The following is a 22204-nucleotide window of genomic DNA, read 5'->3' as shown; positions in this document are numbered from 1 at the left end:
TCGTGCCGATCGCGATGGAAGAAAAGCTGCGCTTCGCGATCCGCGAAGGCGGCCGCACCGTCGGCGCCGGCATCGTCGCCTCGATCATCGAGTAATCGATTACGGGAAGCGGCCTCGGGCTACCGGTCCGAGGCCGCTTCGCATTTCTAGCTGCAGCTGGCGCAAGCCAGTGATGCAGTGAAAGCAGAGCTCGGCATTTCGGTCAGCGTGACCAATTGACGAGAGGCCGTTTGCGGTGTATGTCGCCGGCCACGATCAGAATCGCGCGGTGATTTGCACGGCGGATTCTCAGCGCTGCAGTTTTCAAAGGCCTGGTGACGGGTCGAGTTCGGCAGGGCTCCTCAGGAATAGAAGAGTGACAGCGGCATCCATGATGTCGCTGTGATTTTTGAAAATTTGGGGCCGGCCAGTCATGGTAATTCACTGTCTCTGCGTATGCGGGACGCAAGAAAAGAAACAAGGACAAGTCGAATGAACGGCCAGAATATCCGCATCCGCCTGAAGGCGTTTGATCACCGGGTTCTCGATGCCTCCACGCGCGAAATCGTGCAGACGGCAAAGCGCACCGGTGCCAGCGTCCGCGGCCCGGTTCCGCTCCCGACACGCATTGAAAAATTTACCGTCAACCGTTCGCCTCACGTCGACAAGAAGAGCCGCGAACAGTTTGAAATGCGCACGCATAAGCGCCTGCTCGATATCGTTGATCCGACCCCCCAGACCGTGGACGCGCTGATGAAGCTCGACCTGGCTGCCGGCGTCGACGTCGAGATCAAGCTCTAAGAAGGAATTCCGGCGAGAGCCGAAATAACAAGGAAGGTACGTGGCAAGACCTGCCAACGACTTCTCGAAACGGGAAACCCGAAGGTTCGGAAGGGCCGGAGTGGAATCCTTAAACAAAGAGGAAAGGTCAGGATCGCGAGATCCCGTCCGCGACTCTCAAGAGGAATGAACCAATGCGTTCAGGTGTGATTGCACAGAAAGTGGGTATGACCCGCGTCTATAACGACGCCGGCGAACATGTCCCGGTTACAGTTCTGCGTCTGGATAACGTACAGGTCGTCGCGCAGCGCACGGCCGACAAGAACGGCTATGTCGCGCTTCAGCTCGGCGCCGGTACGTCGAAGGTCAAGAACACGACGAAGGGCCTTCGTGGTCACTTCGCAGCAGCGAGCGTTGAGCCCAAGGCCAAGCTCGTTGAATTCCGCGTTTCCGAAGAAAACCTCATCGATGTCGGCGCACAGCTGACCGCGAGCCATTTTGAAGCCGGCCAGCTGGTCGACGTCACGGGCACGACGATCGGTAAGGGTTTTGCCGGTGCCATGAAGCGCCACAACTTCGGTGGTCTGCGCGCGACCCACGGTGTTTCCGTCTCGCACCGTTCGCACGGTTCGACCGGTTCCAACCAGGATCCGGGCCGCGTTTGGAAGGGCAAGCGCATGGCTGGTCACATGGGCCAGACCCGCGTCACCACCCAGAACCTCGAAGTCGTTTCGACTGATGAAGATCGCGGTCTCATCCTGGTAAAGGGCGCAGTGCCCGGTTCCAAGGGTTCCTGGATCATCGTCCGCGACGCCGTTAAGTCGTCGAAGTAAGGGAGCCAAGCACATGGAATTGAACGTCAAGACCCTCTCGGGCAAGGACGCCGGCAAGGTTTCTCTGTCTGACGAAATCTTCGGCCTTGAGCCGCGCGAAGACATCATTGCCCGCATGGTCCGCTACCAGCTGGCCAAGAAGCGCCAGGGCACGCACAAGACCAAGACCCGCGCTGAAGTCTCGCGCACCGGTGCGAAGATGTACAAGCAGAAGGGCACCGGTCGTGCTCGTCACCATTCGGCCCGCGCTCCGCAGTTCCGCGGCGGTGGTAAGGCTCATGGCCCGGTTGTTCGCAGCCACGCCCATGACCTGCCGAAGAAGGTTCGTGCACTCGCTCTGCGTCACGCCCTGTCGGCAAAGCTGAAGTCGGAAGACCTGATCATCGTTGATAATCTGGTTGCTGCCGAAGCCAAGACCAAGACCCTGGTCGGCACCTTCGCCTCGCTCGGCCTCACCAATGCTCTCGTCATCGGCGGTGCCGAAATCGACAGCAACTTCAAGCTCGCAGCCGCAAACATCCCGAACATCGATGTTCTGCCGGTTCAGGGCATCAACGTTTATGACATCCTGCGCCGCGGCAAGCTCGTCCTGTCGAAGGCGGCTGTGGAAGCTCTGGAGGAGCGGTTCAAATGACGGATCTTCGCCACTACGACGTGATCGTATCTCCGTCGATCACGGAAAAGTCGACCATGGTGTCTGAGAACAACCAGGTCGTCTTCAACGTCGCCAAGGGCGCCAGCAAGCCGGAAATCAAGGCTGCTGTCGAGGCTCTCTTCGGCGTCAAGGTCACCGCCGTCAATACGCTGCTCCGCAAGGGCAAGACAAAGCGTTTCCGCGGCTTCATCGGCAAGCAGAAGGACGTCAAGAAGGCGATCGTTACGCTCGCTGAAGGTCAGTCCATCGACGTGTCGACGGGCGTCTGAGGTAGGGAACAAGAACAATGGCATTGAAAAGCTATAATCCGACGACCCCGAGCCAGCGTCAGCTGGTCATCGTCGACCGCTCGGGCCTCTGGAAGGGCAAGCCGGTCAAGGCGCTGACGGAAGGTCTGTCCAAGAGCGGTGGTCGTAACAACCTCGGCCGCATCACGGCTCGCTTCATCGGTGGTGGTCACAAGCGTACCTACCGTCTCGTTGACTTCAAGCGTCGCAAGTTCGACGTCGAAGGCACAGTAGAACGTCTGGAATACGACCCGAACCGCACCGCCTTCATCGCCCTCATCACCTATGCTGATGGCGAACAGGCCTACATCCTGGCTCCGCAGCGTCTCGCTGTCGGCGACAAGGTGATCGCCTCTGAGAAGGCTGTCGACGTAAAGCCCGGCAATGCGATGCCGCTGCAGTACATCCCGGTCGGCTCCATCATCCACAACGTGGAAATGAAGCCGGGCAAGGGCGGTCAGATCGCCCGCTCTGCAGGCACCTATGTTCAGCTGGTCGGCCGCGATGCCGGCATGGCAATCCTTCGCCTGAACTCCGGCGAACAGCGTCTGGTCCCGGGCTCCTGCCTGGCCACCGTCGGCGCCGTTTCCAACCCGGACCACGGCAACATCAATGATGGCAAGGCGGGTCGTACCCGCTGGCGCGGCAAGACCCCGCATAACCGCGGTGTCGTCATGAACCCGGTCGACCACCCCCACGGTGGTGGTGAAGGCCGCACGTCGGGTGGTCGTCACCCGGTCTCCCCGTGGGGTAAGCCCACCAAGGGTAAGCGGACTCGCTCGAACAAGTCGACCGACAAGTTCATCATGCGCTCGCGCCACCTGAAGAAGAAGTAAGAGAGGTAGTCAGAAATGGCTCGTTCAGTATGGAAAGGCCCGTTCGTTGACGGCTATCTTCTCAAGAAGGCTGAGAAGGTTCGTGAAGGCGGTCGTAGCGAAGTGATCAAGATGTGGAGCCGTCGCTCCACCATCTTGCCGCAGTTCGTCGGTCTCACTTTCGGCGTCTACAACGGCTCAAAGCATGTGCCCGTCTCTGTCAACGAAGACATGGTCGGCCACAAGTTCGGTGAATTCGCTCCCACCCGGACCTACTACGGTCACGGTGCGGACAAGAAGGCGAAGAGGAAGTAACGATGGGCAAGGCAAAAGCCGAACGCCGGCTGAAGGACAACGAGGCGCAAGCCATTGCGCGCACGATCCGCGTCAGCCCCCAGAAGCTCAACCTGGTTGCCGCGCTCATCCGCGGCAAGAAGGTCGAGCGCGCTCTCGCTGATCTCGAATTCTCCCGCAAGCGCATCGCCGGCACGGTCAAGAAGACCCTGGAATCGGCCATCGCAAACGCCGAGAACAACCATGACCTCGACGTCGATCAGCTGATCGTCGCCGAAGCCTATGTTGGCAAGTCGATCACCATGAAGCGTTTCCACGCTCGTGGCCGCGGCCGCGCATCGCGCATCGAAAAGCCGTTCTCGCACCTGACGATCGTCGTGCGCGAAGTCGAAGCCAAAGGGGAGGCCGCATAATGGGTCAGAAAATCAATCCGACAGGTTTTCGCCTGGGCATCAACCGCACTTGGGATAGCCGCTGGTTCGCGGACAATGCCGAGTATGGCAAGCTGCTGCACGAAGATCTGAAGATCCGCGCCTACCTGATGGAAGAGCTCAAGCAGGCCGGCATCGCCAAGGTCGTCATCGAGCGTCCGCACAAGAAGTGCCGCGTCACGATCCACTCGGCTCGTCCGGGTCTGATCATCGGCAAGAAGGGTGCAGACATCGAGAAGCTTCGCAAGAAGATCTCGTCGATGACCAACTCGGAAACGCACCTCAACATCGTTGAAGTGCGCAAGCCGGAAATCGACGCAACCCTCGTTGCCCAGTCGATTACCCAGCAGCTCGAGCGTCGTATCGCTTTCCGTCGCGCCATGAAGCGCGCCGTACAGTCGGCAATGCGTCTGGGTGCCGAAGGCATCAAGATCACCTGCGCCGGCCGTCTCGGTGGTGCTGAAATCGCGCGTACCGAATGGTACCGCGAAGGTCGCGTTCCGCTTCACACCCTGCGTGCCGACATCGACTACGGCACGTCGGAAGCGGAAACCGCCTACGGCATCTGCGGCGTGAAGGTCTGGATCTTCAAGGGCGAAATCCTTGAGCATGATCCGATGGCGTCTGAGCGCCGTGCACTCGAGGGCGATGCCCAGGGTCCGGCAAGCCGTGAACGCGGTGATCGTGGCGACCGTCGCCGCGAGAACGCTTGATTGAACGCTGGCGAAAGATAAGCTCGGAGAAGTAAGAAAATGTTGCAGCCAAAGCGTACAAAGTACCGCAAGCAGTTCAAGGGGCGCATCAAGGGCGTCGCCAAGGGCGGTTTTGATCTGGCATTCGGCGAATTCGGCCTGAAGTCTCTCGAACCCAACCGCGTGAATGCTCGCGAAATCGAAGCAGCCCGTCGTGCGATCACCCGCTACATGAAGCGTGCGGGCCGTGTATGGATCCGCGTATTCCCTGACGTTCCGGTCACGGCAAAGCCGACCGAAGTTCGTATGGGTAAGGGTAAGGGTTCGGTCGAATACTGGGCTTGCAAGGTCAAGCCCGGCCGAATGATGTTCGAGATCGACGGTGTATCCGAGGAGATCGCTCGCGAAGCGCTCCGTCTCGGTTCGGCCAAGCTCTCGGTCAAGACGCGCTTCGTACAGCGCATTGCAGAGTGAGGATTGAGCCCATGAAAGCCGCAGACGTCCGCGCCATGAGCGCCGATCAGCTGAACGACGAGCTTGCCAAGCTGAAGAAGGAGCAGTTCAACCTGCGCTTCCAGAAGGCCACCGGCCAGCTTGAGAAGTCTTCCCGTATCCTGGAAGTTCGTCGTGACATCGCACGCGTGAAAACCATTGCCCGCCAGAAGGCGGCAGAAGCCAAGGCCTAAGGACCAGAAGAATATGCCGAAACGCATTCTGCAGGGCGTAGTTGTCAGCGACAAGAACGACAAGACTGTCGTTGTTCGCGTTGAGCGTCGATTCGCACATCCCTTGCTTCAGAAGACCGTTCGCCGGTCGAAGAAGTACAAGGCCCATGACGAAAACAACCAGTACAAGACCGGTGACGTCGTTTCCATCGAGGAATGCGCACCGATCTCCAAGGACAAGTGCTGGACGGTTATCTCCGCCCAGGCTTAATTTGACGAGTTTCTGCGCAGGGGCTTGCACCTTGCGCAGAATCTTGTATGAAGCAGGCCACTGGCTGGGAACGCCCCCTTACGGGCGTTCTTTTGCTTTGAGCGCACGGAAGGTCCCTTATGGGAAACCACCCTGTATTTATCTTCCCGCGCACTCTCGAAATTTATCATAAGCCGGAATAGGGGGCGTATGCCCAACCGTTCGGGTTACAACAAGAAGGCGACCTGACATGATTCAGATGCAGACTAACCTCGACGTCGCGGATAATTCCGGCGCACGTCGTGTCATGTGCATCAAGGTGCTGGGCGGCTCCAAGCGCAAGTACGCTTCGGTCGGCGACATTATCGTCGTCTCGATCAAGGAAGCGATCCCGCGCGGCCGCGTCAAGAAGGGCGATGTGATGAAGGCGGTTGTCGTTCGCACCGCCAAGGACATCCGTCGCGCTGACGGCAGCGTCATCAGATTCGATAACAACGCTGCTGTTCTTATCGACAACAAGAAAGAGCCGATCGGCACCCGTATCTTCGGACCGGTTCCGCGCGAACTTCGCGCCAAGAACCACATGAAGATCATCTCGCTGGCTCCAGAAGTACTGTAAGGGAGCGGGAAGCGATGAATAAGATCCGCAAGGGCGACAACGTCGTCGTACTCTCCGGCAAGGACAAGGGCCGCACTGGCGAAGTCCTCCAGGTCCTGCCGAAGGAAGATCGCGCCGTAGTGCGTGGTATCAACATGGTGAAGCGCCATCAGCGTCAGACACAGACGCAGGAAGCCGGCATCATCAACAAGGAAGCATCCATTCACCTGTCCAACATTGCCATCGTCGGCAAGGACGGCAAGCCGACCCGCGTTGGCTTCCAGGTCGTAGACGGCAAGAAGGTGCGTGTGGCCAAGCGTTCGGGAGATGTCATCGATGGCTGAGGCAAAGTATGAGCCGCGGCTCAAGACCGAGTATGTAACGCGCATTCGTGCAGCGCTGCAGGAGCAGTTCTCGTTCGCAAACGAGATGCAGATTCCGAAGCTCGACAAGATCGTCATCAACATGGGCGTGGGCGAGGCGACTGCCGACTCCAAGAAGCCTTCTGTTGCTGCTGCTGACCTTGCTGCGATCGCTGGCCAGAAGCCGGTCATCACCAAGGCGCGCAACTCGATCGCTGGTTTCAAGGTTCGTGAAAACATGCCGATCGGCGCGAAGGTTACCCTGCGCGGCGCCCGCATGTACGAATTCCTGGACCGCCTGATCAACATCGCGCTTCCGCGCGTTCGCGACTTCCGGGGCCTGAACCCGAAAAGCTTTGACGGCCGTGGCAACTTCGCCATGGGCATCAAGGAGCACATTGTGTTCCCTGAGATCAACTACGACAAGGTTGATCAGATGTGGGGCATGGACATCATCGTTTGCACGACGGCAAACTCGGACGACGAAGCTCGGGCTCTTCTGAAAGAGTTCAACTTCCCGTTCCGCACGTAACCGTAACGACGAGCGTAGAAGAGGAACTTCCATATGGCGAAGACAAGCGCAGTTGAAAAGAACAAGCGCCGCCGCAAGTTGGTCGGTCAGCACGCCGCTAAGCGGGCCGCGCTGAAGGCGATCATTATGAACCAGTCGCTCTCGATTGAAGAACGGTTCAAGGCAACATTGAAGCTGGCGGATCTGCCGCGCGATGGCTCCAAGACCCGTATCCGCAACCGTTGCGAAGTGACCGGCCGTCCGCGTGCGTTTTATCGCAAGCTCGGCATGTCCCGTATCGCACTCCGCGACCTCGGCAATTCCGGCAAGGTGCCGGGCATTGTCAAGTCGAGCTGGTAAGGAGACGCGCAAATGACGATGACTGATCCGTTGGGCGATATGCTCACCCGCATCCGCAATGGCGCCGCACGCCGCAAGAGCTCGGTTAACACCCCGGCCTCGAACCTGCGCGCCCGCGTTCTCGACGTTCTGCAGGCCGAAGGTTACATCCGCGGCTACAGCCAGGTCGATTACGGCAATGGCAAGTCCGAGCTCACGATCGAGCTGAAGTACTACGAAGGTGCTTCGGTCATTCGCGAAATCGGCCGCGTCTCCAAGCCGGGCCGCCGAGTTTATGTCTCGGTCAAGTCCATCCCGCAGGTCGCGAACGGCCTCGGCATCACCATCCTTTCGACTCCGAAGGGTGTGATGGCCGATCACCAGGCTCGCGAACAGAACGTTGGTGGTGAGGTTCTCTGCTCTGTCTTCTAAGACAGCGCAGGGGAACTCCATAGCGAACAGACAGGATAAAAACTATGTCTCGTATCGGTAAGAAGCCCGTTCCGGTTCCGGCTGGCGTGACCGCCACTGTCGAAGGCCAGAAGGTCTCCGTCAAGGGCCCGAAGGGTGAACTCTTCTTCGTCGCAAATGACGAAATCTCCGTGAAGCTCGAAGACAACGCTGTTGTCGTCCTGCCGATCAACGACTCCAAGGATGCTCGTTCCAAGTGGGGCATGTCCCGCACGATGGTCGAAAACATCCTGAAGGGTGTCAAGGACGGTTACGAGCGCAAGCTCGAAATCAACGGCGTTGGTTACCGTGCATCGCTGCAGGGCAAGAACCTGCAGCTCGCGCTCGGCTTCAGCCATGACGTCGTCTATGAGCCGCCGGTTGGCATCTCCATCGCTGTTCCGAAGCCGACCGAAATCATCGTGTCCGGCATCAACAAGCAGCAGGTCGGCCAGGTTGCCGCCGAGATCCGCGAATATCGCGGTCCGGAGCCCTACAAGGGCAAGGGCGTCAAGTATGCCGAAGAGCGGATCGTCCGCAAAGAAGGCAAGAAGAAGTAAGGAACGCGCGAAATGGCAAGCAGAAAAGAAGCACTTGTTCGCCGTGCGAACCGCGTACGGCGTCAGATCAAAGCGGTGGCCAATGGCCGTCCGCGTCTGTCGGTACATCGCTCTTCGAAGAACATCTACGCTCAGATCATCGACGACGTCGCTGGCAAGACCCTTGCGGCTGCTTCGACCCTCGATGGCGGCCTGAAGGCCGAGCTCAAGACCGGCGCCGACACCGCAGCAGCTGCTGCCGTTGGCAAGCTGGTTGCCGAGCGCGCAACCAAGGCTGGCGTGAAGGAAGTTGTCTTCGATCGTGGCGCCTTCATCTATCATGGCCGCATCAAGGCCCTGGCAGAAGCGGCCCGCGAAGGCGGTCTCTCCTTCTGATCATGTTTCCGCCCGGGCTTGCGCTCGGGCGGATATCCGGCCTATAGAGCCGGCCACACCGGATTCCACCTTGACCCGACAGGGCAGGGTGGAACTTTGCGTAATCTGCCGATTGCACCCGGAAAAGAAAAAGGAAAAGGACAATGGCACAAGAAAAGCGTGGTTCGCGCGATGATCGCCAGAACCGTGAAGAACGCGATAGCGAATTTGTCGACAAGCTGGTCGCCATCAACCGCGTCGCCAAGGTAGTTAAGGGCGGCCGTCGCTTCGGCTTCGCAGCCCTCGTCGTCGTCGGCGACCAGAAGGGCCGCGTTGGCTTCGGTCATGGCAAGGCACGTGAAGTGCCGGAAGCCATCCGCAAGGCCACCGAAGCCGCCAAGCGCGAACTGATCTTCGTTCCGCTGCGTGACGGTCGCACCCTGCATCACGACGTCAACGGTCGTCATGGCGCCGGCAAGGTTCTCCTGCGCGCCGCCAAGGCTGGTACCGGTATCATCGCCGGTGGTCCGATGCGCGCCGTGTTCGAAACGCTCGGCATGCACGACGTCGTCGCCAAGTCGACTGGCTCGTCGAACCCGTACAACATGGTTCGCGCCACGTTCGACGCCCTGAAGGCTCAGGTGCATCCGAAGGATGTGGCAGCTCAGCGCGGCTTGAAGTACGCCACGCTCCAGGCTCGCCGCGCCGCCTCCGGCAACGCAGCTGAAGAATAAGAGGAGTCTGAACCATGGCCAAGGCTACGAAGAAGACTGAAGCAAAGACGATCACGGTCGAGCAGATCGGTTCGCCCATTCGCCGTCCGGCAGTCCAGCGCGCAACGCTGGTCGGTCTGGGCCTCAACAAGATGCACCGGGTCCGCACCCTGGAAGATACGCCTTCCGTTCGTGGCATGATCCGTGCTGTCCAGCATCTCGTTCGCGTCGTCGACGAGAAGTGAGACGGGGGAAGTCATCATGAAACTGAATGAAATCAAAGACAACGAAGGCGCTTCTAAGGACCGTATCCGCGTAGGTCGCGGTATTGGTTCGGGCAAGGGCAAGACCGGTGGTCGCGGCGTGAAGGGTCAGAAGGCTCGTTCCGGCGTTGCCGTCAACGGCTTCGAAGGCGGCCAGATGCCGATCTATCGTCGCCTGCCGAAGCGCGGCTTCAACAACATCTTCGCATCGGAATACGTCACCGTTTCGCTCGGCCGTATCCAGACCGCGATCGATGCTGGCAAGCTCGACGCCAAGGCAACGGTTGATGCCGCTTCGCTCAAGGCAGCCGGCGTGATCCGCCGCGCCAAGGACGGCGTTCGCGTTCTCTCCGACGGCGACCTGAAGGCCAAGCTTACGATCGAAGTCGCCGGTGCCTCCAAGGCCGCCGTCGAGAAGATCGAAAAGGCTGGCGGTTCCATCAAGCTGCTCGAAGCAGCCAAGGAAGCCGCTGAATAAGTGACTGACAATCGCCCGGGGTGCTTCACACCGGGCGATTTTGCTCCCATATGTGAGCCTCACGATCCCAGGACGGAATGGACGTCGTTTCGTCTTCCGGGTCATCTGGAAAACAAGGGTGTGAGGCATGCGGTTGCTGGCCAACTTCTCCCCGCGCCCTGTTTTCTGAAAAACAGTTTGAACGAATAGCCTACGGCCGCGAAAGTCGCGTTGCCGGTCAAGGTTTGCGGAGAATTTCATGGCTTCTGCAGCGGAACAACTGGCCTCGAACCTCAACTTCTCGACTTTCGCCAAGGCGGAAGATCTGAAGAAGCGTCTGTGGTTCACCCTGGCCGCATTGCTGGTCTATCGCCTCGGCACGCATATTCCGCTGCCTGGCCTCAATCCCGAAGCCTATGCGGCGGCCTTCCAGGGCCAGTCCGGCGGCATTCTCGGCCTCTTCAACATGTTTGCCGGTGGCGCTGTCCAGCGCATGGCGATTTTCGCCCTCGGCATCATGCCCTATATCTCGGCCTCGATCATCGTGCAGCTCATGACTTCGGTCGTGCCGGCGCTCGAGAATCTCAAGAAAGAAGGCGAGCAGGGCCGCAAGATCATCAACCAGTACACCCGTTACGGCACCGTTCTGCTCGGCGCCCTGCAGGCCTATGGCATCGCGGTGGGTCTGGAATCCGGCCAGGGAATCGTTGTCGATCCCGGCATCTTCTTCAAGATCTCGACCGTGCTGACGCTGCTCGGCGGCACCATGTTCCTGATGTGGCTCGGTGAGCAGATCACGTCGCGCGGCATCGGCAACGGCATTTCGCTGATCATCTTCGCCGGCATCGCCGCCGGCCTGCCGACCGCGATCGCCCACACGCTCGAACTGGGCCGTACCGGCGCGCTCTCGACCTTCCTGATCTTCGCCGTCGTGATCGTCGCCATTGGTGTCATCGCGCTGATCGTCTTCGTCGAGCGCGCGCAGCGTCGCCTTCTGATCCAGTATCCGAAGCGTCAGGTCGGCAACCGCATGTTCCAGGGCGACACCTCGCACCTGCCGCTGAAGCTGAACACCTCGGGCGTCATCCCGGCGATCTTCGCATCCTCGCTGCTGCTTTTGCCCGCAACGGCTGCAGGCTTCGCTGGCAGCTCGCAGATGCCGGGCTGGGCAACGACCATCATCGCGTCCCTCAGCCACGGCCAGCCGGTCTATATGCTGATGTATGCGGCTCTGATCGCCTTCTTCGCCTTCTTCTACACGGCCATCGTCTTCAACCCGAAGGACACGGCCGATAACCTGAAGAAGCATGGCGGCTTCATCCCGGGCATCCGCCCCGGTGATCGCACGGCTGAATACATCGATTACGTCCTGACCCGCATCACGGTCATCGGCGCGATCTATCTCGTCTTCGTCTGCATTCTTCCCGAAATCCTCATCGCACGCACCGGCATCCCATTAGCCCTTGGTGGTACGTCGCTTTTGATTGTTGTCAGCGTCACCCTTGATACTGTAGCACAGATCCAGGGACATCTGATCGCCCAGCAATATGAAGGCCTGATCAAGAAGTCGAAGCTGCGTGGAGGAAAGAGGGGACGATGAGACTGATTCTGTTAGGACCGCCGGGCGCGGGCAAGGGGACCCAGGCCCAGCGGATCGTGGAGAAGCACGGCATCCCGCAGCTCTCCACCGGTGACATGCTTCGTGCAGCGGTTTCCGCCGGCACGGAGGTCGGAAAGCGCGCCAAGGCCGTCATGGACGCCGGCAGGCTGGTTTCTGACGAGATCGTCATCGCCATCGTGTCCGAGCGCATTGACGCGCCCGATTGCGCCAATGGCTTCATCCTTGACGGCTTCCCGCGCACGCTGGTCCAGGCCGACGCGACCGAAGCCATGCTGTCCGGCAAGAATATCGACCTGTCGGCGGTCATCGAGATCCGCGTCGACGACGAGATCCTCGCGGATCGAATCGCCGGTCGTTACACCTGCGCCAACTGTGGCGCCGGTTATCACGACGAAAACCTGAAGCCGAAGGTGGAGGGTGTCTGCGACAAGTGCGGTTCCACGCATTTCAAGCGCCGCCCCGACGACAACAGGGAGACGGTCCGTACCCGTCTCCAGGCCTACTACAAGGAAACATCGCCGCTGATCGGTTATTACCACGCCAAGGGTAAGCTGCATTCGGTCGACGGCATGGGCGAGATCGATGCCGTCACGGCCGAGATCGAAGCCATCCTCGCCCGGGTCTGACCCGGGCGGTTCCAAGAATCTTCGTGGCGTCGGTTGCTTTTGTCGACTGATTCCGCTAAAGACCGCGCCAACTCGCGACATGACTGCGATCGGCGCGTTCTTCCTGAGACGGAAGACCGGGTTCGATCGTTTTGACGTGTTGAGAACCCGATTTGTAATTGCGGCTCATTCGGGCCGTGTAACGAGACACCACTTGCCGGATGGCAACTGGAAGCAAGGAGAATAGGCGTGGCACGTATCGCTGGCGTCAACATCCCGACTGCGAAGCGCGTTGTTATTGCGCTGACCTATATTCACGGGATCGGACCGAAGTTTGCACAGGAAATCATGGAAAAGGTCGGCCTGCCCGCTGAAAAGCGCGTACACCAGCTGACCGACGCCGAAGTTCTGGCCATCCGCGAAACCATCGACCGCGACTACCAGGTCGAAGGTGATCTTCGTCGCGATACCGCGATGAACATCAAGCGTCTGATGGACCTCGGCTGCTACCGCGGCCTGCGTCATCGTCGCGGCCTGCCGGTTCGCGGTCAGCGCACGCACACCAACGCCCGCACCCGCAAGGGTCCGGCGAAGGCGATCGCTGGTAAGAAGAAGTAATTTTTTCGAGGCAGTTGGCAATAGGCAGTGGGCGGTAGGGATACTACTGGCTACTGCCTAAAACCTATTGCCTCGATTGGTGTAGCCGCTGGCATTACGGCGGTGCTTAGATCAACTGAAAGGAAGACCATGGCCAAGGAAGCCACACGCGTTCGCCGTCGCGAACGTAAAAACATCTCGTCGGGCGTCGCGCACGTCAACTCGACCTTCAACAACACGATGATCACCATCACCGACGCACAGGGCAACGCGATTGCCTGGTCGTCTGCTGGTGCTAAGGGCTTCAAGGGTTCGCGTAAGTCGACCCCGTTCGCGGCCCAGATCGCTGCTGAAGACTGCGCCAAGAAGGCCCAGGAACACGGCATGAAGTCTCTCGAAGTGGAAGTCTGCGGTCCGGGTTCGGGTCGTGAATCCGCTCTGCGCGCCCTCCAGGCTGCCGGCTTCATGATCACGTCTATCCGCGACGTGACGCCGATCCCGCACAATGGCTGCCGTCCGCGCAAGAAGCGTCGCGTCTAATCATTCTTCGTCTTGCCGGGCAGGCGGTTCGCCTTCCCGGTGCTTCTCATATTCGGCCGTCACGATTGAATGGTGATGGCGAACGGAAGGTAAAATCATGATTCAGAAGAATTGGCAGGAACTGATCAAGCCGAACAAGGTGGAGTTTTCCTCCTCCGGCCGCACCAAGGCGACCCTCGTCGCCGAGCCGCTCGAGCGTGGCTTCGGCCTGACGCTCGGTAACGCTCTGCGTCGCGTTCTCCTGTCGTCGCTTCGGGGTGCAGCGGTTACCGCTGTCCAGATCGACGGCGTTCTGCACGAGTTCTCGTCTATCCCTGGCGTTCGCGAAGATGTCACCGACATCGTCCTGAACATCAAGGAAATCGCCATCAAGATGGACGGCGACGATGCCAAGCGCATGGTTGTCCGCAAGCAGGGGCCGGGCGTGGTTACCGCCGGTGACATCCAGACGGTCGGCGACATCGAGATCCTGAACCCCAACCATGTCATCTGCACCCTCGATGAAGGCGCAGAAATCCGCATGGAGTTCACGGTCAACAACGGCAAGGGTTACGTCCCGGCCGAGCGCAACCGCGCGGAAGATGCTCCGATCGGCCTGATCCCGGTCGACAGCCTCTACTCGCCGGTCAAGAAGGTGTCCTACAAGGTGGAAAACACCCGCGAAGGACAGGTTCTCGATTACGACAAGCTGCTGATGACCATCGAAACCGATGGTTCGGTCACCGGTGAAGATGCAGTTGCTTTCGCAGCCCGCATTCTCCAGGACCAGCTCGGCGTCTTCGTCAACTTCGACGAGCCGCAGAAGGAAGTCGAAGAAGAGTCGGTTACCGAACTCGCCTTCAACCCGGCTCTGCTCAAGAAGGTCGACGAACTGGAGCTTTCGGTCCGTTCGGCGAACTGCTTGAAGAACGACAACATTGTCTACATCGGCGATCTGATCCAGAAGACCGAGGCAGAAATGCTGCGCACGCCGAACTTCGGTCGCAAGTCGCTCAACGAAATCAAGGAAGTTCTCGCGTCCATGGGCCTGCACCTCGGTATGGAAGTACCGGCATGGCCGCCCGAGAACATCGAAGATCTCGCGAAGCGTTACGAAGACCAGTATTAATAACAGTGAAGGCAGCCTCTAGATCTGCCTTTCCCCGTCAAACTGCGGGCGAATGCCCGTATGTGTCAGGAAACGGCAGCCTCTGAGACAGAGCCTGCACTTAAAGGAGAATAGCAATGCGCCACCAGAAAGCCGGCCGCAAGCTGAACCGTACCGCCAGCCACCGTAAGGCGATGTTCGCCAACATGGCGGCTTCGCTCATCCTGCATGAGCAGATCGTCACCACCCTGCCGAAGGCGAAGGAAATTCGCCCGATCGTCGAAAAGCTCGTCACCCTCGGCAAGCGCGGCGACCTGCATGCTCGCCGCCAGGCGATCTCGCAGATCCGCGACGTTGCCGTCGTCGCCAAGCTGTTCGACGCCATCGCTTCGCGCTACGCAACCCGCAACGGCGGCTACCTGCGTATCATGAAGGCCGGTTTCCGCCAGGGCGACAACGCCGCCATGGCCGTCATCGAGTTCGTTGAACGCGACGTCGACGCCAAGGGCGCAGCCGACAAGGCCCGCGTTGCCGCCGAAGCCGAAGCTGAAGCAGCGTAAGTTACCTCCCGTAAGGGAAGGACGAAAAAAGCCGGGTGAGCGATCACCCGGCTTTTTGCTGTCTTCCGTTTGCGTGACGGGCGGCCCTCAGAGTCTTCACCCGCAGGCCTCGGCGCGGCCCATCAGGAACGCCCGCTCTGCGGCATTCCCACTCAACCCGGCCGCCCGCGCGAACGCCGCCCGTGCCTCGGCCATGCGCCCCAGTCGAAACAGGAAGTCTCCCTTGGCCGCAGGGAGCGGCGCGTAGCCCGCCAGTGACTGCTCCGCCTCGATCTCCTCCAGCAGCGCCAGCCCCGTCTCCGGTCCGAACGCCATGGCATGCGCGACGGCCCGGTTGAGTGCGACAACAGGCGAGGGGAGCCGCGCCATGAGCCGATCATAGAGTGAAGCACTCAGCGTCCAGTCGGTCTTGGCAAAGGTCGTGGCCCGCGCATGCACCGCTGCAAGTGCCGCCTGCAGCGCATAAACGCCATCTTCACCGCCAAGCCTGGTTACAGTCGCCAGCCCCGCCAGCCCGCGTTGAATGAGCAGACGGTCCCAAAGCCCCCGGTTCTGCGTCTCGAGCGTGAGCGCGCGACCATCCGCGCCAACCCGTGCCTTGAAGCGCGAGGCCTGAAGCTCCATCAGCGAGAGCAGGGCATGCGCTTCCGGCTCTTCAGGCGCGAGGCCCACCAGGATGCGCCCCAGCCGCATCGCCTCCTGACAAAGCTGCGGCCGGATCAGATCCTCACCCCGGCTTGCGGCATATCCCTCGTTGAAGATGAGATAGATTACCTCCAGCACCGAGCCGAGGCGTGCCGCGCGCTCCTCGCCAAGCGGCACCTCGAACGCGACATCGCCGTCACGCAGGATCTTCTTGGCCCTGACGATCCGCTGCGCCACCGTCGTCTCCTGGGAGAGAAAGGCGCGCGCGATTTCCTCCGTCGTCAGGCCGGCGATAATCTTCAATGTCAGCGCCGTGCGCTGGTCGCGGGAAAGCAACGGATGGCAGGCGGTGAAGATCAGCGACAGCCGTTCGTCACCGATCGCGTCGTCGAGATGCGCCTCGACCGCCGCGTGTGCATCGCTCTGCCCGGCCTCGATCTCATGCGTGATCGCCGCCTCGTGCCGCGCCATCATCCGGCGTCGCCGCCAGAGGTCGACGGCCCGACGTTTCGCCGTCGTCATCAGCCAGCCACCGGGATTGGGCGGCGTTCCCGTCCGGGGCCAGGCACCAAGGGCAGCCATCAGCGCGTCCTGCGCCAGGTCTTCGGCCAGGCTGATGTCGCCCACATGCCGTGCGAGCCCGGCAATCAGCCGGACCCGCTCCAGGCGGAAGATCGCCTCGATATCCCGTGCGGTCGTCTCCATGGCGTCCTGGCTCGTATCGCAAGGATGAGCCGGCGCCTGTCCATCTCGTGTCATGGTCAGGAGTATGGACACCTTGCCCGTGCGGTCAACGCCGGTCATGGCCTCAGGCGTCGACGGTCGAGCTGTCGCCCGGCACGGCCGCGGGATCCATCCAGAAGATCTCCCAGACATGCCCGTCCGGATCCTCGACCGACCGGCTGAACATCGACCCATGATCCTGCGCCGGGTTCGGATCGGCCCGCCCACCCTTGGCGCTGGCAGCCTCCAGGACCCGATCCACCTCCGCCCGTTCACCAACCGTCACCGCGAGCAGCATCTGGCTCGTCGCCTTGGCATCGGCAATCGGCCGCTGGGTGAAGTTGCGGTAATAGTCATGCGTCAGGATCATCACGCCGATCGTGTCCGTCAGCATCATGCAGGCCGCATTCTCGTTGGAGAAATGCGGATTGCGCGCTGCCCCCAGCGCCTCGTAGAAGCGCGTCGAGGCGCCGAGATCGGTCACCGGCAGGTTGACGAAGATCATCTTGCTCATGCGGTCTCAGCCTCTCTCTTTCTGCTGGGCTGCAAGGCCTTCGGCGGCGCGATCATGGCTCGCCTGGCCCTCGGGCGTGGCGATCTCGGCAAAGTCCTCCATCTCGTAGAAGGGACGGATTTCGATCTCGCTCGGCCCCAGCATCGGGTTCGGGCAACGCTTCACCCAGGCGACCGCTTCGTCCATGTCCTTGACCTCCCAGATCCAGTAGCCGGCAACCAGCTCCCGGGTCTCCGCGAACGGCCCGTCGATCACCCGGCGGTCCGGCCCGTCAAAGGCCACCCGCTTGCCCATCTTGGATGGTTTCAAGCCGTCGCCGGACAGCATGATGCCGGCCTGCACCAGCTCCTCGTTGAATTTGCCCATGTCCTCGAACAGCTTCGGCGGCGGCATGATGCCTTCTTCGCTGTCTTCCGTCGCCTTCACCAAGACCATCACACGCATGACTTCTCTCCTCTTGTTGTCCGGACCGCCTTGTCCGGTCCTGTCCCCTCAACGGATGAGCATGGCAGGTTTCGACACGGGAGAGAAAAAAAATTAGTGGCGATGCCGATGGCGGAGGCGGTGGTCCAGAAAGCCGGCAAGTGCGATGCCGATTAGATAGGCGAGAATGTTCCACAGCGAGAAGATACGCCCCAGCAGCAAGGCGCCTGCAAGCGTCAGCCGAAAAGCGTCGAGCCAGGGAGCATGGTAGAGCCGGAGGAGCTCGACGGCGAGCGAGATTGCGCAGGCAAGCCCGGTCGCCAGCCGCAGCCGGCGGGGCAGGGCGGCCGCCACCAGCAGAAACACCATCGCCCCCCAGAGCATCGAACCGCCATATTTGACCAGTCCATAGGGCAAGCCGACCTCGTAACCGGTCAGCCGCAGGCTGATTCCCACGGCAATGGTCGCGAGCGCCGCAAGCAGCCGCCAAAGGCGCAGCTTTAGAATGACGTTTGATCCGGTCATGCCGCGTGTCTACCGGCAGGCCGGCAAAAGACAAGGGCCGAAGGGAGGGGGAATGAGCACGCTGACTTCAAGAGAGCGCATCAGCCTCGACGGCATCGACCGTCTCCTGATCGATCCGCCGCCGGCGCCTGCGCTTTCTGGCATCCGCCGCTTCTGTGTGGAATTTCTTCTGTTCGGTATCAAGGAGGCCCGTGCCTGCCTCTTTGCCGGGCTCTTCTTCGTCTCGATCTTCGTCATGCCCCGCGCGGGCCTTTTCGGCGTTCCGCGCTACGATCTGCTGCTCTTGATTGCGATTGCGATCCAGGTCTGGATGGTCTGGGCCAAACTCGAGACTTTGGACGAGCTGAAGGCAATCTGCCTCTTTCACCTCGTCGGCTTCGCTCTGGAGGTTTTCAAGACCTCAGGCGCCATCCAGTCCTGGTCCTATCCCGATTTTGCCTATACCAAGCTGCTCGGCGTACCGCTCTTCTCCGGCTTCATGTATGCCGCCGTCGGCAGCTACATCATCCAGGCGTGGCGCCTGCTGCATGTGCGGATCCGCCATCATCCCCCGTACTGGATGGCGACCCTGGTGGCACTGGCGATCTACGGGAACTTCTTCACCCACCATTATATCGGGGATTACCGCTGGTACATCGCGGCCTTGGCCATCGGTCTCTATGCCCGGGCAACCGTCGTCTACCGTCCCTTTGATCGCGACCGCCGCATGCCGCTGATCCTCGCCTTCATCCTGATCGGCTTCTTCATCTGGTTGGCCGAGAACCTCTCGACCTTCTTCGCCATCTGGCACTATCCCAATCAGATCGGCGCCTGGTCGACGGTCCATCTCGGCAAGTGGAGTTCGTGGACGCTCCTGGTGATCATGACCTTCACCATCGTTGCCTCGCTCAAGCACATCCGGGAAAAGATCTACATTCCGCAGTAGGGACGGGGTCAGCCAACCGCCCCTCACGCCATCAGCGACATTTCGGAAAACACCTGGTTTCGCCCATTGGCCTTGGCCATATAGAGAAACTGGTCGGCGGCATTCAGCTGGTTGTCCAGCGGCTCCCGGGCCTGCACATTGGCAAGGCCGAATGAGGTCGTGACGGAAATTTCGGTGCCGTTGCGCAGCTCGATCGTCATCTCCTCGATCGCGATGCGAACAGCCTCGCAGAAGTCGTGCGCCGACTGGTCAGTCAGACCCCGCAGATAGAAGGCGAATTCCTCGCCGCCGAGGCGGGCCGCCATGTGTGGCGTGCCCTCGACCGCCTCCTGGACGCAACCGGCGACGCGACGCAGCGTATCGTCGCCCGCCTCATGGCCGTAGGTGTCGTTGACCTTCTTGAAGAAGTCTATGTCGAGCAGGGCAACCGCGCTGTCCACGCCCATCGCCTGATCCTCGCGCATCATCTCCGCCACCACCTCGAAGAAGTAGCGACGGTTGGGCAGATTGGTCAGTTGGTCCCGCTCGGCAAAATAGCGCAGGCGCTTGATCAGCTTGATCGTGTCGACATTGCTGTCGATGCGACATTGGAACTCTTCCGCCAGCAGCGGCCGGTAGATGAAGTCATTGGCGCCCGCCTTGAGAAAAAGCGAACTGACGCGGCGATCGCTGGACGATGTCACGCCGATGATCCTGAGCTGGGTATAGGCGGAACTCTGGCGCACATGCTGCACCAGCGTATAGCCGTCCATGTCGGGCATATTGTAGTCGGTGATCAGCAGCTCGACATCCTTTTCCTCCGCAAGGATCGTCAGCGCCTCGGCCCCGGAGCGCGCCTCCCGCACATCGAAATTGTGCCGTGTCAGCAGGTCGACCAGGCTCTGGCGCGCGCTGTTCTGGTCATCGACCACGAGCACTTTCACATCCGCATTGCCGAGCACCCGCACAGCCGTCTGCACCACCCGGCCGATGGAATTGTTTTCATCCTTGACGCAGTAGTCGAGCAGCTGCATCTGCGCGTAGCGCGCCTGTGCCTGCGCGTCATGACGGGCGGTGAAGACGATGGCCGTAAGGTCAGCATCGTCGAGCACGCCGAGAATGTCCTCGCCACCGCCGTCCGGCAGGTTGAGCCCGGTGATGGCGAAGGCGAACCGCTCGGCCGTGAAGGCGCGACGGGCCTCGGCAAGGCTTGTGCAATGGACGATCGTTGCGCTCGAGACCGCCGCGAGCCGGGACATGATGAGGTTGGCAACGGCCAGGGAATCCTCGATCAGCAGAATGCTGTTCGACTTCTGCGCCCCGCGCACGGATTGAGCGTGGCAAGCCCAGCCGAAGGTAGCGCTGTCACGTCCTGAAAATTCCGCGTGGGGCTTCATGTCTCGGGCCGTCCTCCTGACGATCACACCGCAACTTAGGGCCCGATGTATTAATGCGATCTGAATAATCATCCGCCACAATTGACACTTTGAGGCGACGAATTGTTCTTAAAGCGACAATCGCTCCGTCAGGGCCTTGCCATCCCGCGCTTCGCCCGACGGCGCGCCATGATCCGGGGTCGAATGAGGCGGTAGCCGAGCAATACGACCGCGACCGTGATGTAGAAGGCCGGCTCCGCCGAGATCACCTTCAGCGACAGGGCATAATGCAGCACGGCGACGATCAGCACCGGATACACAAGCTTGTGCAGCTTGTTCCATGTCGGCCCCAGCCGCCGGATCGAGACCTGGTTGGAGGTCAGGGCGAGCGGGATCAGCATCAACAGCCCGGCCATGCCGAACATGATATAGGGCCGCTTCAGGATATCGCCGGCGATCGACGAGAAGATCAATCCGCGATCGAGCGTCAAATAGACGGTGAAATGCGCCAGCACATAATAGAAGGCGATCAGCCCCAGCGCGCGCCGGTAGGCAATGAGGTTAATGCCGAAGAGATCGCGCAGCGGCGTGACGGCAAGCCCGAGACAGAGAAACCGGAGCGCCCAGAGCCCCAGAAGATGCTCGAAGGCGCGAACCGGGTCCGCGCCAAGCCCGCCGAAGATGCCGAGATAGAAGGCATAGAACCCCGGCAGGAGGCCGACGACGTAAAGCACCCAGATCGAGGCCGGCTTGTAGCGGGCGGGAAGGGCAGGCAGCGAAAGCGCGGTCATCAGTAGAACTTCGTCAGGTCCATGCCGGCATAGAGGCCGGCGACCTCGTCGGCATAGCCGTTGAACGGCAGCGTATCGATGCGCGCACCGCCGAACAGCCCGTCGGCCTCGCCGATCCGCCGTTCGGTTGCCTGGCTCCAGCGCGGATGGTCGACGGCCGGATTGACGTTGGCGTAGAAGCCGTATTCGGACGACTGCAGCTTGTTCCAGGTTGACGGCGGCTCCTTGTCGGTCAGCGTTATCTTGACGATCGACTTGATGCCCTTGAAGCCGTATTTCCAGGGAACGACGAGCCGGATCGGCGCGCCGTTCTGGTTCGGCAGCGTCTCGCCATAGAGCCCGGTCGCCAGGATCGCCAGCGGATGGCGCGCTTCATCGAGCCTGAGGCCCTCGACATAGGGCCATTCCAGCGCCTGGAAGAGACCGGCCTGTCCCTGCATTTCCTCAGGGCGAACAAGCGTTTCGAAGGCGACGTATTTTGCCGAACCCAAGGGCTCTACCCGGTCGAGCAGCGCCGAAATCGGGAAACCGATCCACGGAATCACCATCGACCAGGCCTCGACGCAGCGCATCCGGTAGACGCGCTCTTCCATCGGGAATTCTTTCAGGATCGTCTCGATGTCGATCACCTGCGGCTTGTTGACCATGCCGCCGACTTCGATCGTCCACGGGCGCGTGTTGAGCGAGCCGGAGTTGCGCGCCGGATCTTCCTTGCCGGTCCCGAATTCGTAGAAGTTGTTGTAGCTGGTCACATCCTCCTTGGAGGTCAGCTTGTCATCGACCTTGTAGGCGCTGGGTTTGGCAGCCAGGGGCATGGTCAGTTGGGCGGCGCCCGCAATCGAGGGCAGGGCGGCAGCCGCAAGCCCTCCGGCGGCGGCGCCAATGAATTCTCGGCGTCGGAGATACAGCGACTTCGGTGTGATGGCGCTTTCGGCGATGCGGGTAGGACGGTAGCGGGACATGATCGACCTCGTGAAGCTCCGGTATGCCTTCGATATGACATAG

At 60.7% G+C, this 22204-nt stretch carries 36 protein-coding genes; 29 read left to right on the top strand and 7 right to left on the bottom strand.

The genetic code is table 11. The features are described from left to right. Nucleotides 1-2: 2 nt before the first annotated feature. The 28 genes from DFO46_RS24255 to rplQ all read left to right on the top strand — a co-directional run bounded on the left by DFO46_RS24255 (nt 3) and on the right by rplQ (nt 15298). Nucleotides 3-95, top strand: coding sequence for a hypothetical protein (locus tag DFO46_RS24255; protein WP_280969261.1), 93 nt, complete (start codon nt 3-5; stop codon nt 93-95). A 376-nt stretch (nt 96-471) separates the two neighbouring features. Further along, nucleotides 472-780, top strand: a complete 309-nt coding sequence (rpsJ, locus tag DFO46_RS09360) for a 30S ribosomal protein S10 (RefSeq protein WP_009109911.1) — start codon at nt 472-474, stop codon at nt 778-780. A gap of 173 nt (nt 781-953) precedes the next feature. Then, a complete protein-coding gene (gene rplC / locus DFO46_RS09355) occupies nt 954-1592 on the top strand; it encodes a 50S ribosomal protein L3 (protein WP_110793263.1) in 639 nt (212 codons plus the stop codon). Nucleotides 1593-1605: 13 nt separating this feature from the next. Continuing rightward, nucleotides 1606-2226 carry a 50S ribosomal protein L4 gene (gene rplD / locus DFO46_RS09350; protein WP_120277103.1) on the top strand — a complete coding sequence of 207 codons (621 nt, stop codon included), beginning with the start codon at nt 1606-1608 and terminating at the stop codon, nt 2224-2226. Next, the gene (locus tag DFO46_RS09345) at nt 2223-2516 is read left to right on the top strand and encodes a 50S ribosomal protein L23 (RefSeq protein ID WP_062282880.1); all 294 of its coding nucleotides are present in this window, start codon (nt 2223-2225) and stop codon (nt 2514-2516) included. Before rplD ends, DFO46_RS09345 begins: the two co-directional genes overlap by 4 nt. A gap of 17 nt (nt 2517-2533) precedes the next feature. Further along, nucleotides 2534-3370, top strand: coding sequence for a 50S ribosomal protein L2 (gene rplB / locus DFO46_RS09340; RefSeq protein WP_110793261.1), 837 nt, complete (start codon nt 2534-2536; stop codon nt 3368-3370). A 15-nt stretch (nt 3371-3385) separates the two neighbouring features. Continuing rightward, complete coding sequence (rpsS, locus tag DFO46_RS09335) at nt 3386-3664, top strand: 30S ribosomal protein S19 (protein ID WP_062282885.1); 279 nt, start codon at nt 3386-3388, stop codon at nt 3662-3664. A 2-nt stretch (nt 3665-3666) separates the two neighbouring features. Continuing rightward, on the top strand, nt 3667-4056 hold the full coding sequence (gene rplV, locus DFO46_RS09330) for a 50S ribosomal protein L22 (RefSeq protein ID WP_062282888.1): 390 nt from the start codon (nt 3667-3669) through the stop codon (nt 4054-4056). After that, the gene (rpsC, locus tag DFO46_RS09325) at nt 4056-4787 is read left to right on the top strand and encodes a 30S ribosomal protein S3 (protein ID WP_110793260.1); all 732 of its coding nucleotides are present in this window, start codon (nt 4056-4058) and stop codon (nt 4785-4787) included. The genes rplV and rpsC overlap by 1 nt, the downstream gene beginning before the upstream one ends. Nucleotides 4788-4826: 39 nt before the next feature. After that, nucleotides 4827-5240 carry a 50S ribosomal protein L16 gene (gene rplP / locus DFO46_RS09320; protein WP_009109534.1) on the top strand — a complete coding sequence of 138 codons (414 nt, stop codon included), beginning with the start codon at nt 4827-4829 and terminating at the stop codon, nt 5238-5240. 11 nt (nt 5241-5251) lie between these two features. Next, nucleotides 5252-5452 carry a 50S ribosomal protein L29 gene (gene rpmC, locus DFO46_RS09315; RefSeq protein ID WP_110793259.1) on the top strand — a complete coding sequence of 67 codons (201 nt, stop codon included), beginning with the start codon at nt 5252-5254 and terminating at the stop codon, nt 5450-5452. Between the two features lie 13 nt (nt 5453-5465). Next, entirely contained in the window at nt 5466-5702 is a 237-nt protein-coding gene (rpsQ, locus tag DFO46_RS09310; RefSeq protein ID WP_062282893.1) for a 30S ribosomal protein S17, read from the top strand. 229 nt (nt 5703-5931) lie between these two features. After that, complete coding sequence (gene rplN / locus DFO46_RS09305; protein WP_003495199.1) at nt 5932-6300, top strand: 50S ribosomal protein L14; 369 nt, start codon at nt 5932-5934, stop codon at nt 6298-6300. 14 nt (nt 6301-6314) lie between these two features. Continuing rightward, complete coding sequence (gene rplX / locus DFO46_RS09300) at nt 6315-6623, top strand: 50S ribosomal protein L24 (protein WP_110793258.1); 309 nt, start codon at nt 6315-6317, stop codon at nt 6621-6623. Continuing rightward, nucleotides 6616-7173, top strand: coding sequence for a 50S ribosomal protein L5 (gene rplE, locus DFO46_RS09295; RefSeq protein ID WP_110793257.1), 558 nt, complete (start codon nt 6616-6618; stop codon nt 7171-7173). Before rplX ends, rplE begins: the two co-directional genes overlap by 8 nt. A 33-nt stretch (nt 7174-7206) precedes the next feature. Continuing rightward, on the top strand, nt 7207-7512 hold the full coding sequence (gene rpsN / locus DFO46_RS09290; RefSeq protein WP_110793256.1) for a 30S ribosomal protein S14: 306 nt from the start codon (nt 7207-7209) through the stop codon (nt 7510-7512). A gap of 12 nt (nt 7513-7524) precedes the next feature. Next, nucleotides 7525-7923 (top strand): 30S ribosomal protein S8, encoded by a 399-nt coding sequence (gene rpsH, locus DFO46_RS09285; protein WP_062282905.1) that lies wholly within the window; start codon nt 7525-7527, stop codon nt 7921-7923. A gap of 44 nt (nt 7924-7967) precedes the next feature. Further along, the gene (rplF, locus tag DFO46_RS09280; RefSeq protein ID WP_110793255.1) at nt 7968-8501 is read left to right on the top strand and encodes a 50S ribosomal protein L6; all 534 of its coding nucleotides are present in this window, start codon (nt 7968-7970) and stop codon (nt 8499-8501) included. Nucleotides 8502-8513: 12 nt separating this feature from the next. Continuing rightward, on the top strand, nt 8514-8876 hold the full coding sequence (rplR, locus tag DFO46_RS09275) for a 50S ribosomal protein L18 (protein ID WP_110793254.1): 363 nt from the start codon (nt 8514-8516) through the stop codon (nt 8874-8876). 143 nt (nt 8877-9019) lie between these two features. Then, the gene (gene rpsE / locus DFO46_RS09270) at nt 9020-9589 is read left to right on the top strand and encodes a 30S ribosomal protein S5 (protein WP_110793253.1); all 570 of its coding nucleotides are present in this window, start codon (nt 9020-9022) and stop codon (nt 9587-9589) included. 14 nt (nt 9590-9603) lie between these two features. Continuing rightward, a complete protein-coding gene (gene rpmD / locus DFO46_RS09265) occupies nt 9604-9813 on the top strand; it encodes a 50S ribosomal protein L30 (RefSeq protein WP_006728669.1) in 210 nt (69 codons plus the stop codon). A 16-nt stretch (nt 9814-9829) separates the two neighbouring features. Beyond that, complete coding sequence (rplO, locus tag DFO46_RS09260; protein ID WP_120277102.1) at nt 9830-10309, top strand: 50S ribosomal protein L15; 480 nt, start codon at nt 9830-9832, stop codon at nt 10307-10309. A gap of 238 nt (nt 10310-10547) precedes the next feature. Then, complete coding sequence (secY, locus tag DFO46_RS09255) at nt 10548-11888, top strand: preprotein translocase subunit SecY (RefSeq protein WP_110793251.1); 1341 nt, start codon at nt 10548-10550, stop codon at nt 11886-11888. Further along, a complete protein-coding gene (locus DFO46_RS09250) occupies nt 11885-12535 on the top strand; it encodes an adenylate kinase (RefSeq protein ID WP_110793250.1) in 651 nt (216 codons plus the stop codon). Before secY ends, DFO46_RS09250 begins: the two co-directional genes overlap by 4 nt. 228 nt (nt 12536-12763) lie before the next feature. Further along, nucleotides 12764-13132 carry a 30S ribosomal protein S13 gene (rpsM, locus tag DFO46_RS09245; protein WP_062282930.1) on the top strand — a complete coding sequence of 123 codons (369 nt, stop codon included), beginning with the start codon at nt 12764-12766 and terminating at the stop codon, nt 13130-13132. A gap of 129 nt (nt 13133-13261) precedes the next feature. Beyond that, on the top strand, nt 13262-13651 hold the full coding sequence (gene rpsK / locus DFO46_RS09240; protein WP_015915761.1) for a 30S ribosomal protein S11: 390 nt from the start codon (nt 13262-13264) through the stop codon (nt 13649-13651). Nucleotides 13652-13748: 97 nt separating this feature from the next. Next, nucleotides 13749-14759, top strand: a complete 1011-nt coding sequence (locus tag DFO46_RS09235) for a DNA-directed RNA polymerase subunit alpha (protein WP_062282933.1) — start codon at nt 13749-13751, stop codon at nt 14757-14759. A gap of 116 nt (nt 14760-14875) precedes the next feature. After that, the gene (rplQ, locus tag DFO46_RS09230; protein WP_054158119.1) at nt 14876-15298 is read left to right on the top strand and encodes a 50S ribosomal protein L17; all 423 of its coding nucleotides are present in this window, start codon (nt 14876-14878) and stop codon (nt 15296-15298) included. Nucleotides 15299-15394: 96 nt separating this feature from the next. On the opposite strand, the gene DFO46_RS09225 is transcribed toward rplQ, so the two are convergent. The 4 genes from DFO46_RS09225 to DFO46_RS09210 all read right to left on the bottom strand — a co-directional run bounded on the left by DFO46_RS09225 (nt 15395) and on the right by DFO46_RS09210 (nt 18128). After that, nucleotides 15395-16648: a sigma-70 family RNA polymerase sigma factor gene (locus DFO46_RS09225; protein ID WP_120278197.1), complete on the bottom strand. Its 1254-nt coding sequence runs from the start codon at nt 16646-16648 to the stop codon at nt 15395-15397. Nucleotides 16649-16751: 103 nt separating this feature from the next. Further along, on the bottom strand, nt 16752-17180 hold the full coding sequence (locus DFO46_RS09220) for a VOC family protein (RefSeq protein ID WP_120277101.1): 429 nt from the start codon (nt 17178-17180) through the stop codon (nt 16752-16754). 6 nt (nt 17181-17186) lie between these two features. After that, the gene (locus DFO46_RS09215) at nt 17187-17624 is read right to left on the bottom strand and encodes a YciI family protein (RefSeq protein WP_120277100.1); all 438 of its coding nucleotides are present in this window, start codon (nt 17622-17624) and stop codon (nt 17187-17189) included. Between the two features lie 93 nt (nt 17625-17717). Beyond that, complete coding sequence (locus DFO46_RS09210) at nt 17718-18128, bottom strand: DUF2809 domain-containing protein (RefSeq protein WP_120277099.1); 411 nt, start codon at nt 18126-18128, stop codon at nt 17718-17720. 52 nt (nt 18129-18180) lie between these two features. Between DFO46_RS09210 and DFO46_RS09205 the strand changes: the two genes are divergently transcribed. Further along, nucleotides 18181-19053 carry a DUF817 domain-containing protein gene (locus DFO46_RS09205; RefSeq protein WP_120277098.1) on the top strand — a complete coding sequence of 291 codons (873 nt, stop codon included), beginning with the start codon at nt 18181-18183 and terminating at the stop codon, nt 19051-19053. A gap of 23 nt (nt 19054-19076) precedes the next feature. Here DFO46_RS09205 and DFO46_RS09200 read toward each other — a convergent pair whose 3' ends face one another. The 3 genes from DFO46_RS09200 to msrP form a co-directional block, all read right to left on the bottom strand. Next, the gene (locus tag DFO46_RS09200; protein WP_120277097.1) at nt 19077-20429 is read right to left on the bottom strand and encodes a diguanylate cyclase; all 1353 of its coding nucleotides are present in this window, start codon (nt 20427-20429) and stop codon (nt 19077-19079) included. Nucleotides 20430-20557: 128 nt separating this feature from the next. Beyond that, nucleotides 20558-21202: a protein-methionine-sulfoxide reductase heme-binding subunit MsrQ gene (msrQ, locus tag DFO46_RS09195; protein ID WP_120277096.1), complete on the bottom strand. Its 645-nt coding sequence runs from the start codon at nt 21200-21202 to the stop codon at nt 20558-20560. Further along, complete coding sequence (msrP, locus tag DFO46_RS09190) at nt 21199-22161, bottom strand: protein-methionine-sulfoxide reductase catalytic subunit MsrP (RefSeq protein ID WP_120277095.1); 963 nt, start codon at nt 22159-22161, stop codon at nt 21199-21201. The genes msrQ and msrP overlap by 4 nt, the downstream gene beginning before the upstream one ends. Between the last annotated feature and the right edge of the window lie 43 nt (nt 22162-22204).

It is taken from the genome of Rhizobium sp. AG855 (assembly GCF_003610655.1).
GTDB classification, from domain to species: domain Bacteria; phylum Pseudomonadota; class Alphaproteobacteria; order Rhizobiales; family Rhizobiaceae; genus Allorhizobium; species Allorhizobium wuzhouense.
This window is presented reverse-complemented; position numbering and strand designations above follow the sequence as displayed.

Coding starts and splice junctions, on each gene's coding strand:
- DFO46_RS09210 (WP_120277099.1), bottom strand. CDS start 18,128: ATGACCGGATCAAACGTCATTCTAAAGCTGCGCCTTTGGCGGCTGCTT.
- rpsK (WP_015915761.1), top strand. CDS start 13,262: ATGGCCAAGGAAGCCACACGCGTTCGCCGTCGCGAACGTAAAAACATC.
- rpmC (WP_110793259.1), top strand. CDS start 5,252: ATGAAAGCCGCAGACGTCCGCGCCATGAGCGCCGATCAGCTGAACGAC.
- rplQ (WP_054158119.1), top strand. CDS start 14,876: ATGCGCCACCAGAAAGCCGGCCGCAAGCTGAACCGTACCGCCAGCCAC.
- rpsH (WP_062282905.1), top strand. CDS start 7,525: ATGACGATGACTGATCCGTTGGGCGATATGCTCACCCGCATCCGCAAT.
- secY (WP_110793251.1), top strand. CDS start 10,548: ATGGCTTCTGCAGCGGAACAACTGGCCTCGAACCTCAACTTCTCGACT.
- DFO46_RS09235 (WP_062282933.1), top strand. CDS start 13,749: ATGATTCAGAAGAATTGGCAGGAACTGATCAAGCCGAACAAGGTGGAG.
- DFO46_RS09215 (WP_120277100.1), bottom strand. CDS start 17,624: ATGCGTGTGATGGTCTTGGTGAAGGCGACGGAAGACAGCGAAGAAGGC.
- DFO46_RS09205 (WP_120277098.1), top strand. CDS start 18,181: ATGAGCACGCTGACTTCAAGAGAGCGCATCAGCCTCGACGGCATCGAC.
- DFO46_RS09250 (WP_110793250.1), top strand. CDS start 11,885: ATGAGACTGATTCTGTTAGGACCGCCGGGCGCGGGCAAGGGGACCCAG.
- rplB (WP_110793261.1), top strand. CDS start 2,534: ATGGCATTGAAAAGCTATAATCCGACGACCCCGAGCCAGCGTCAGCTG.
- rplX (WP_110793258.1), top strand. CDS start 6,315: ATGAATAAGATCCGCAAGGGCGACAACGTCGTCGTACTCTCCGGCAAG.
- DFO46_RS09345 (WP_062282880.1), top strand. CDS start 2,223: ATGACGGATCTTCGCCACTACGACGTGATCGTATCTCCGTCGATCACG.
- rplE (WP_110793257.1), top strand. CDS start 6,616: ATGGCTGAGGCAAAGTATGAGCCGCGGCTCAAGACCGAGTATGTAACG.
- rpsC (WP_110793260.1), top strand. CDS start 4,056: ATGGGTCAGAAAATCAATCCGACAGGTTTTCGCCTGGGCATCAACCGC.
- DFO46_RS09220 (WP_120277101.1), bottom strand. CDS start 17,180: ATGAGCAAGATGATCTTCGTCAACCTGCCGGTGACCGATCTCGGCGCC.
- rpmD (WP_006728669.1), top strand. CDS start 9,604: ATGGCCAAGGCTACGAAGAAGACTGAAGCAAAGACGATCACGGTCGAG.
- rplN (WP_003495199.1), top strand. CDS start 5,932: ATGATTCAGATGCAGACTAACCTCGACGTCGCGGATAATTCCGGCGCA.
- rplP (WP_009109534.1), top strand. CDS start 4,827: ATGTTGCAGCCAAAGCGTACAAAGTACCGCAAGCAGTTCAAGGGGCGC.
- rpsQ (WP_062282893.1), top strand. CDS start 5,466: ATGCCGAAACGCATTCTGCAGGGCGTAGTTGTCAGCGACAAGAACGAC.
- rplF (WP_110793255.1), top strand. CDS start 7,968: ATGTCTCGTATCGGTAAGAAGCCCGTTCCGGTTCCGGCTGGCGTGACC.
- rpsN (WP_110793256.1), top strand. CDS start 7,207: ATGGCGAAGACAAGCGCAGTTGAAAAGAACAAGCGCCGCCGCAAGTTG.
- msrP (WP_120277095.1), bottom strand. CDS start 22,161: ATGTCCCGCTACCGTCCTACCCGCATCGCCGAAAGCGCCATCACACCG.
- rpsJ (WP_009109911.1), top strand. CDS start 472: ATGAACGGCCAGAATATCCGCATCCGCCTGAAGGCGTTTGATCACCGG.
- rpsE (WP_110793253.1), top strand. CDS start 9,020: ATGGCACAAGAAAAGCGTGGTTCGCGCGATGATCGCCAGAACCGTGAA.
- DFO46_RS09225 (WP_120278197.1), bottom strand. CDS start 16,648: ATGGAGACGACCGCACGGGATATCGAGGCGATCTTCCGCCTGGAGCGG.
- DFO46_RS09200 (WP_120277097.1), bottom strand. CDS start 20,429: ATGAAGCCCCACGCGGAATTTTCAGGACGTGACAGCGCTACCTTCGGC.
- rpsS (WP_062282885.1), top strand. CDS start 3,386: ATGGCTCGTTCAGTATGGAAAGGCCCGTTCGTTGACGGCTATCTTCTC.
- rplO (WP_120277102.1), top strand. CDS start 9,830: ATGAAACTGAATGAAATCAAAGACAACGAAGGCGCTTCTAAGGACCGT.
- rplR (WP_110793254.1), top strand. CDS start 8,514: ATGGCAAGCAGAAAAGAAGCACTTGTTCGCCGTGCGAACCGCGTACGG.
- rplD (WP_120277103.1), top strand. CDS start 1,606: ATGGAATTGAACGTCAAGACCCTCTCGGGCAAGGACGCCGGCAAGGTT.
- rplV (WP_062282888.1), top strand. CDS start 3,667: ATGGGCAAGGCAAAAGCCGAACGCCGGCTGAAGGACAACGAGGCGCAA.
- rplC (WP_110793263.1), top strand. CDS start 954: ATGCGTTCAGGTGTGATTGCACAGAAAGTGGGTATGACCCGCGTCTAT.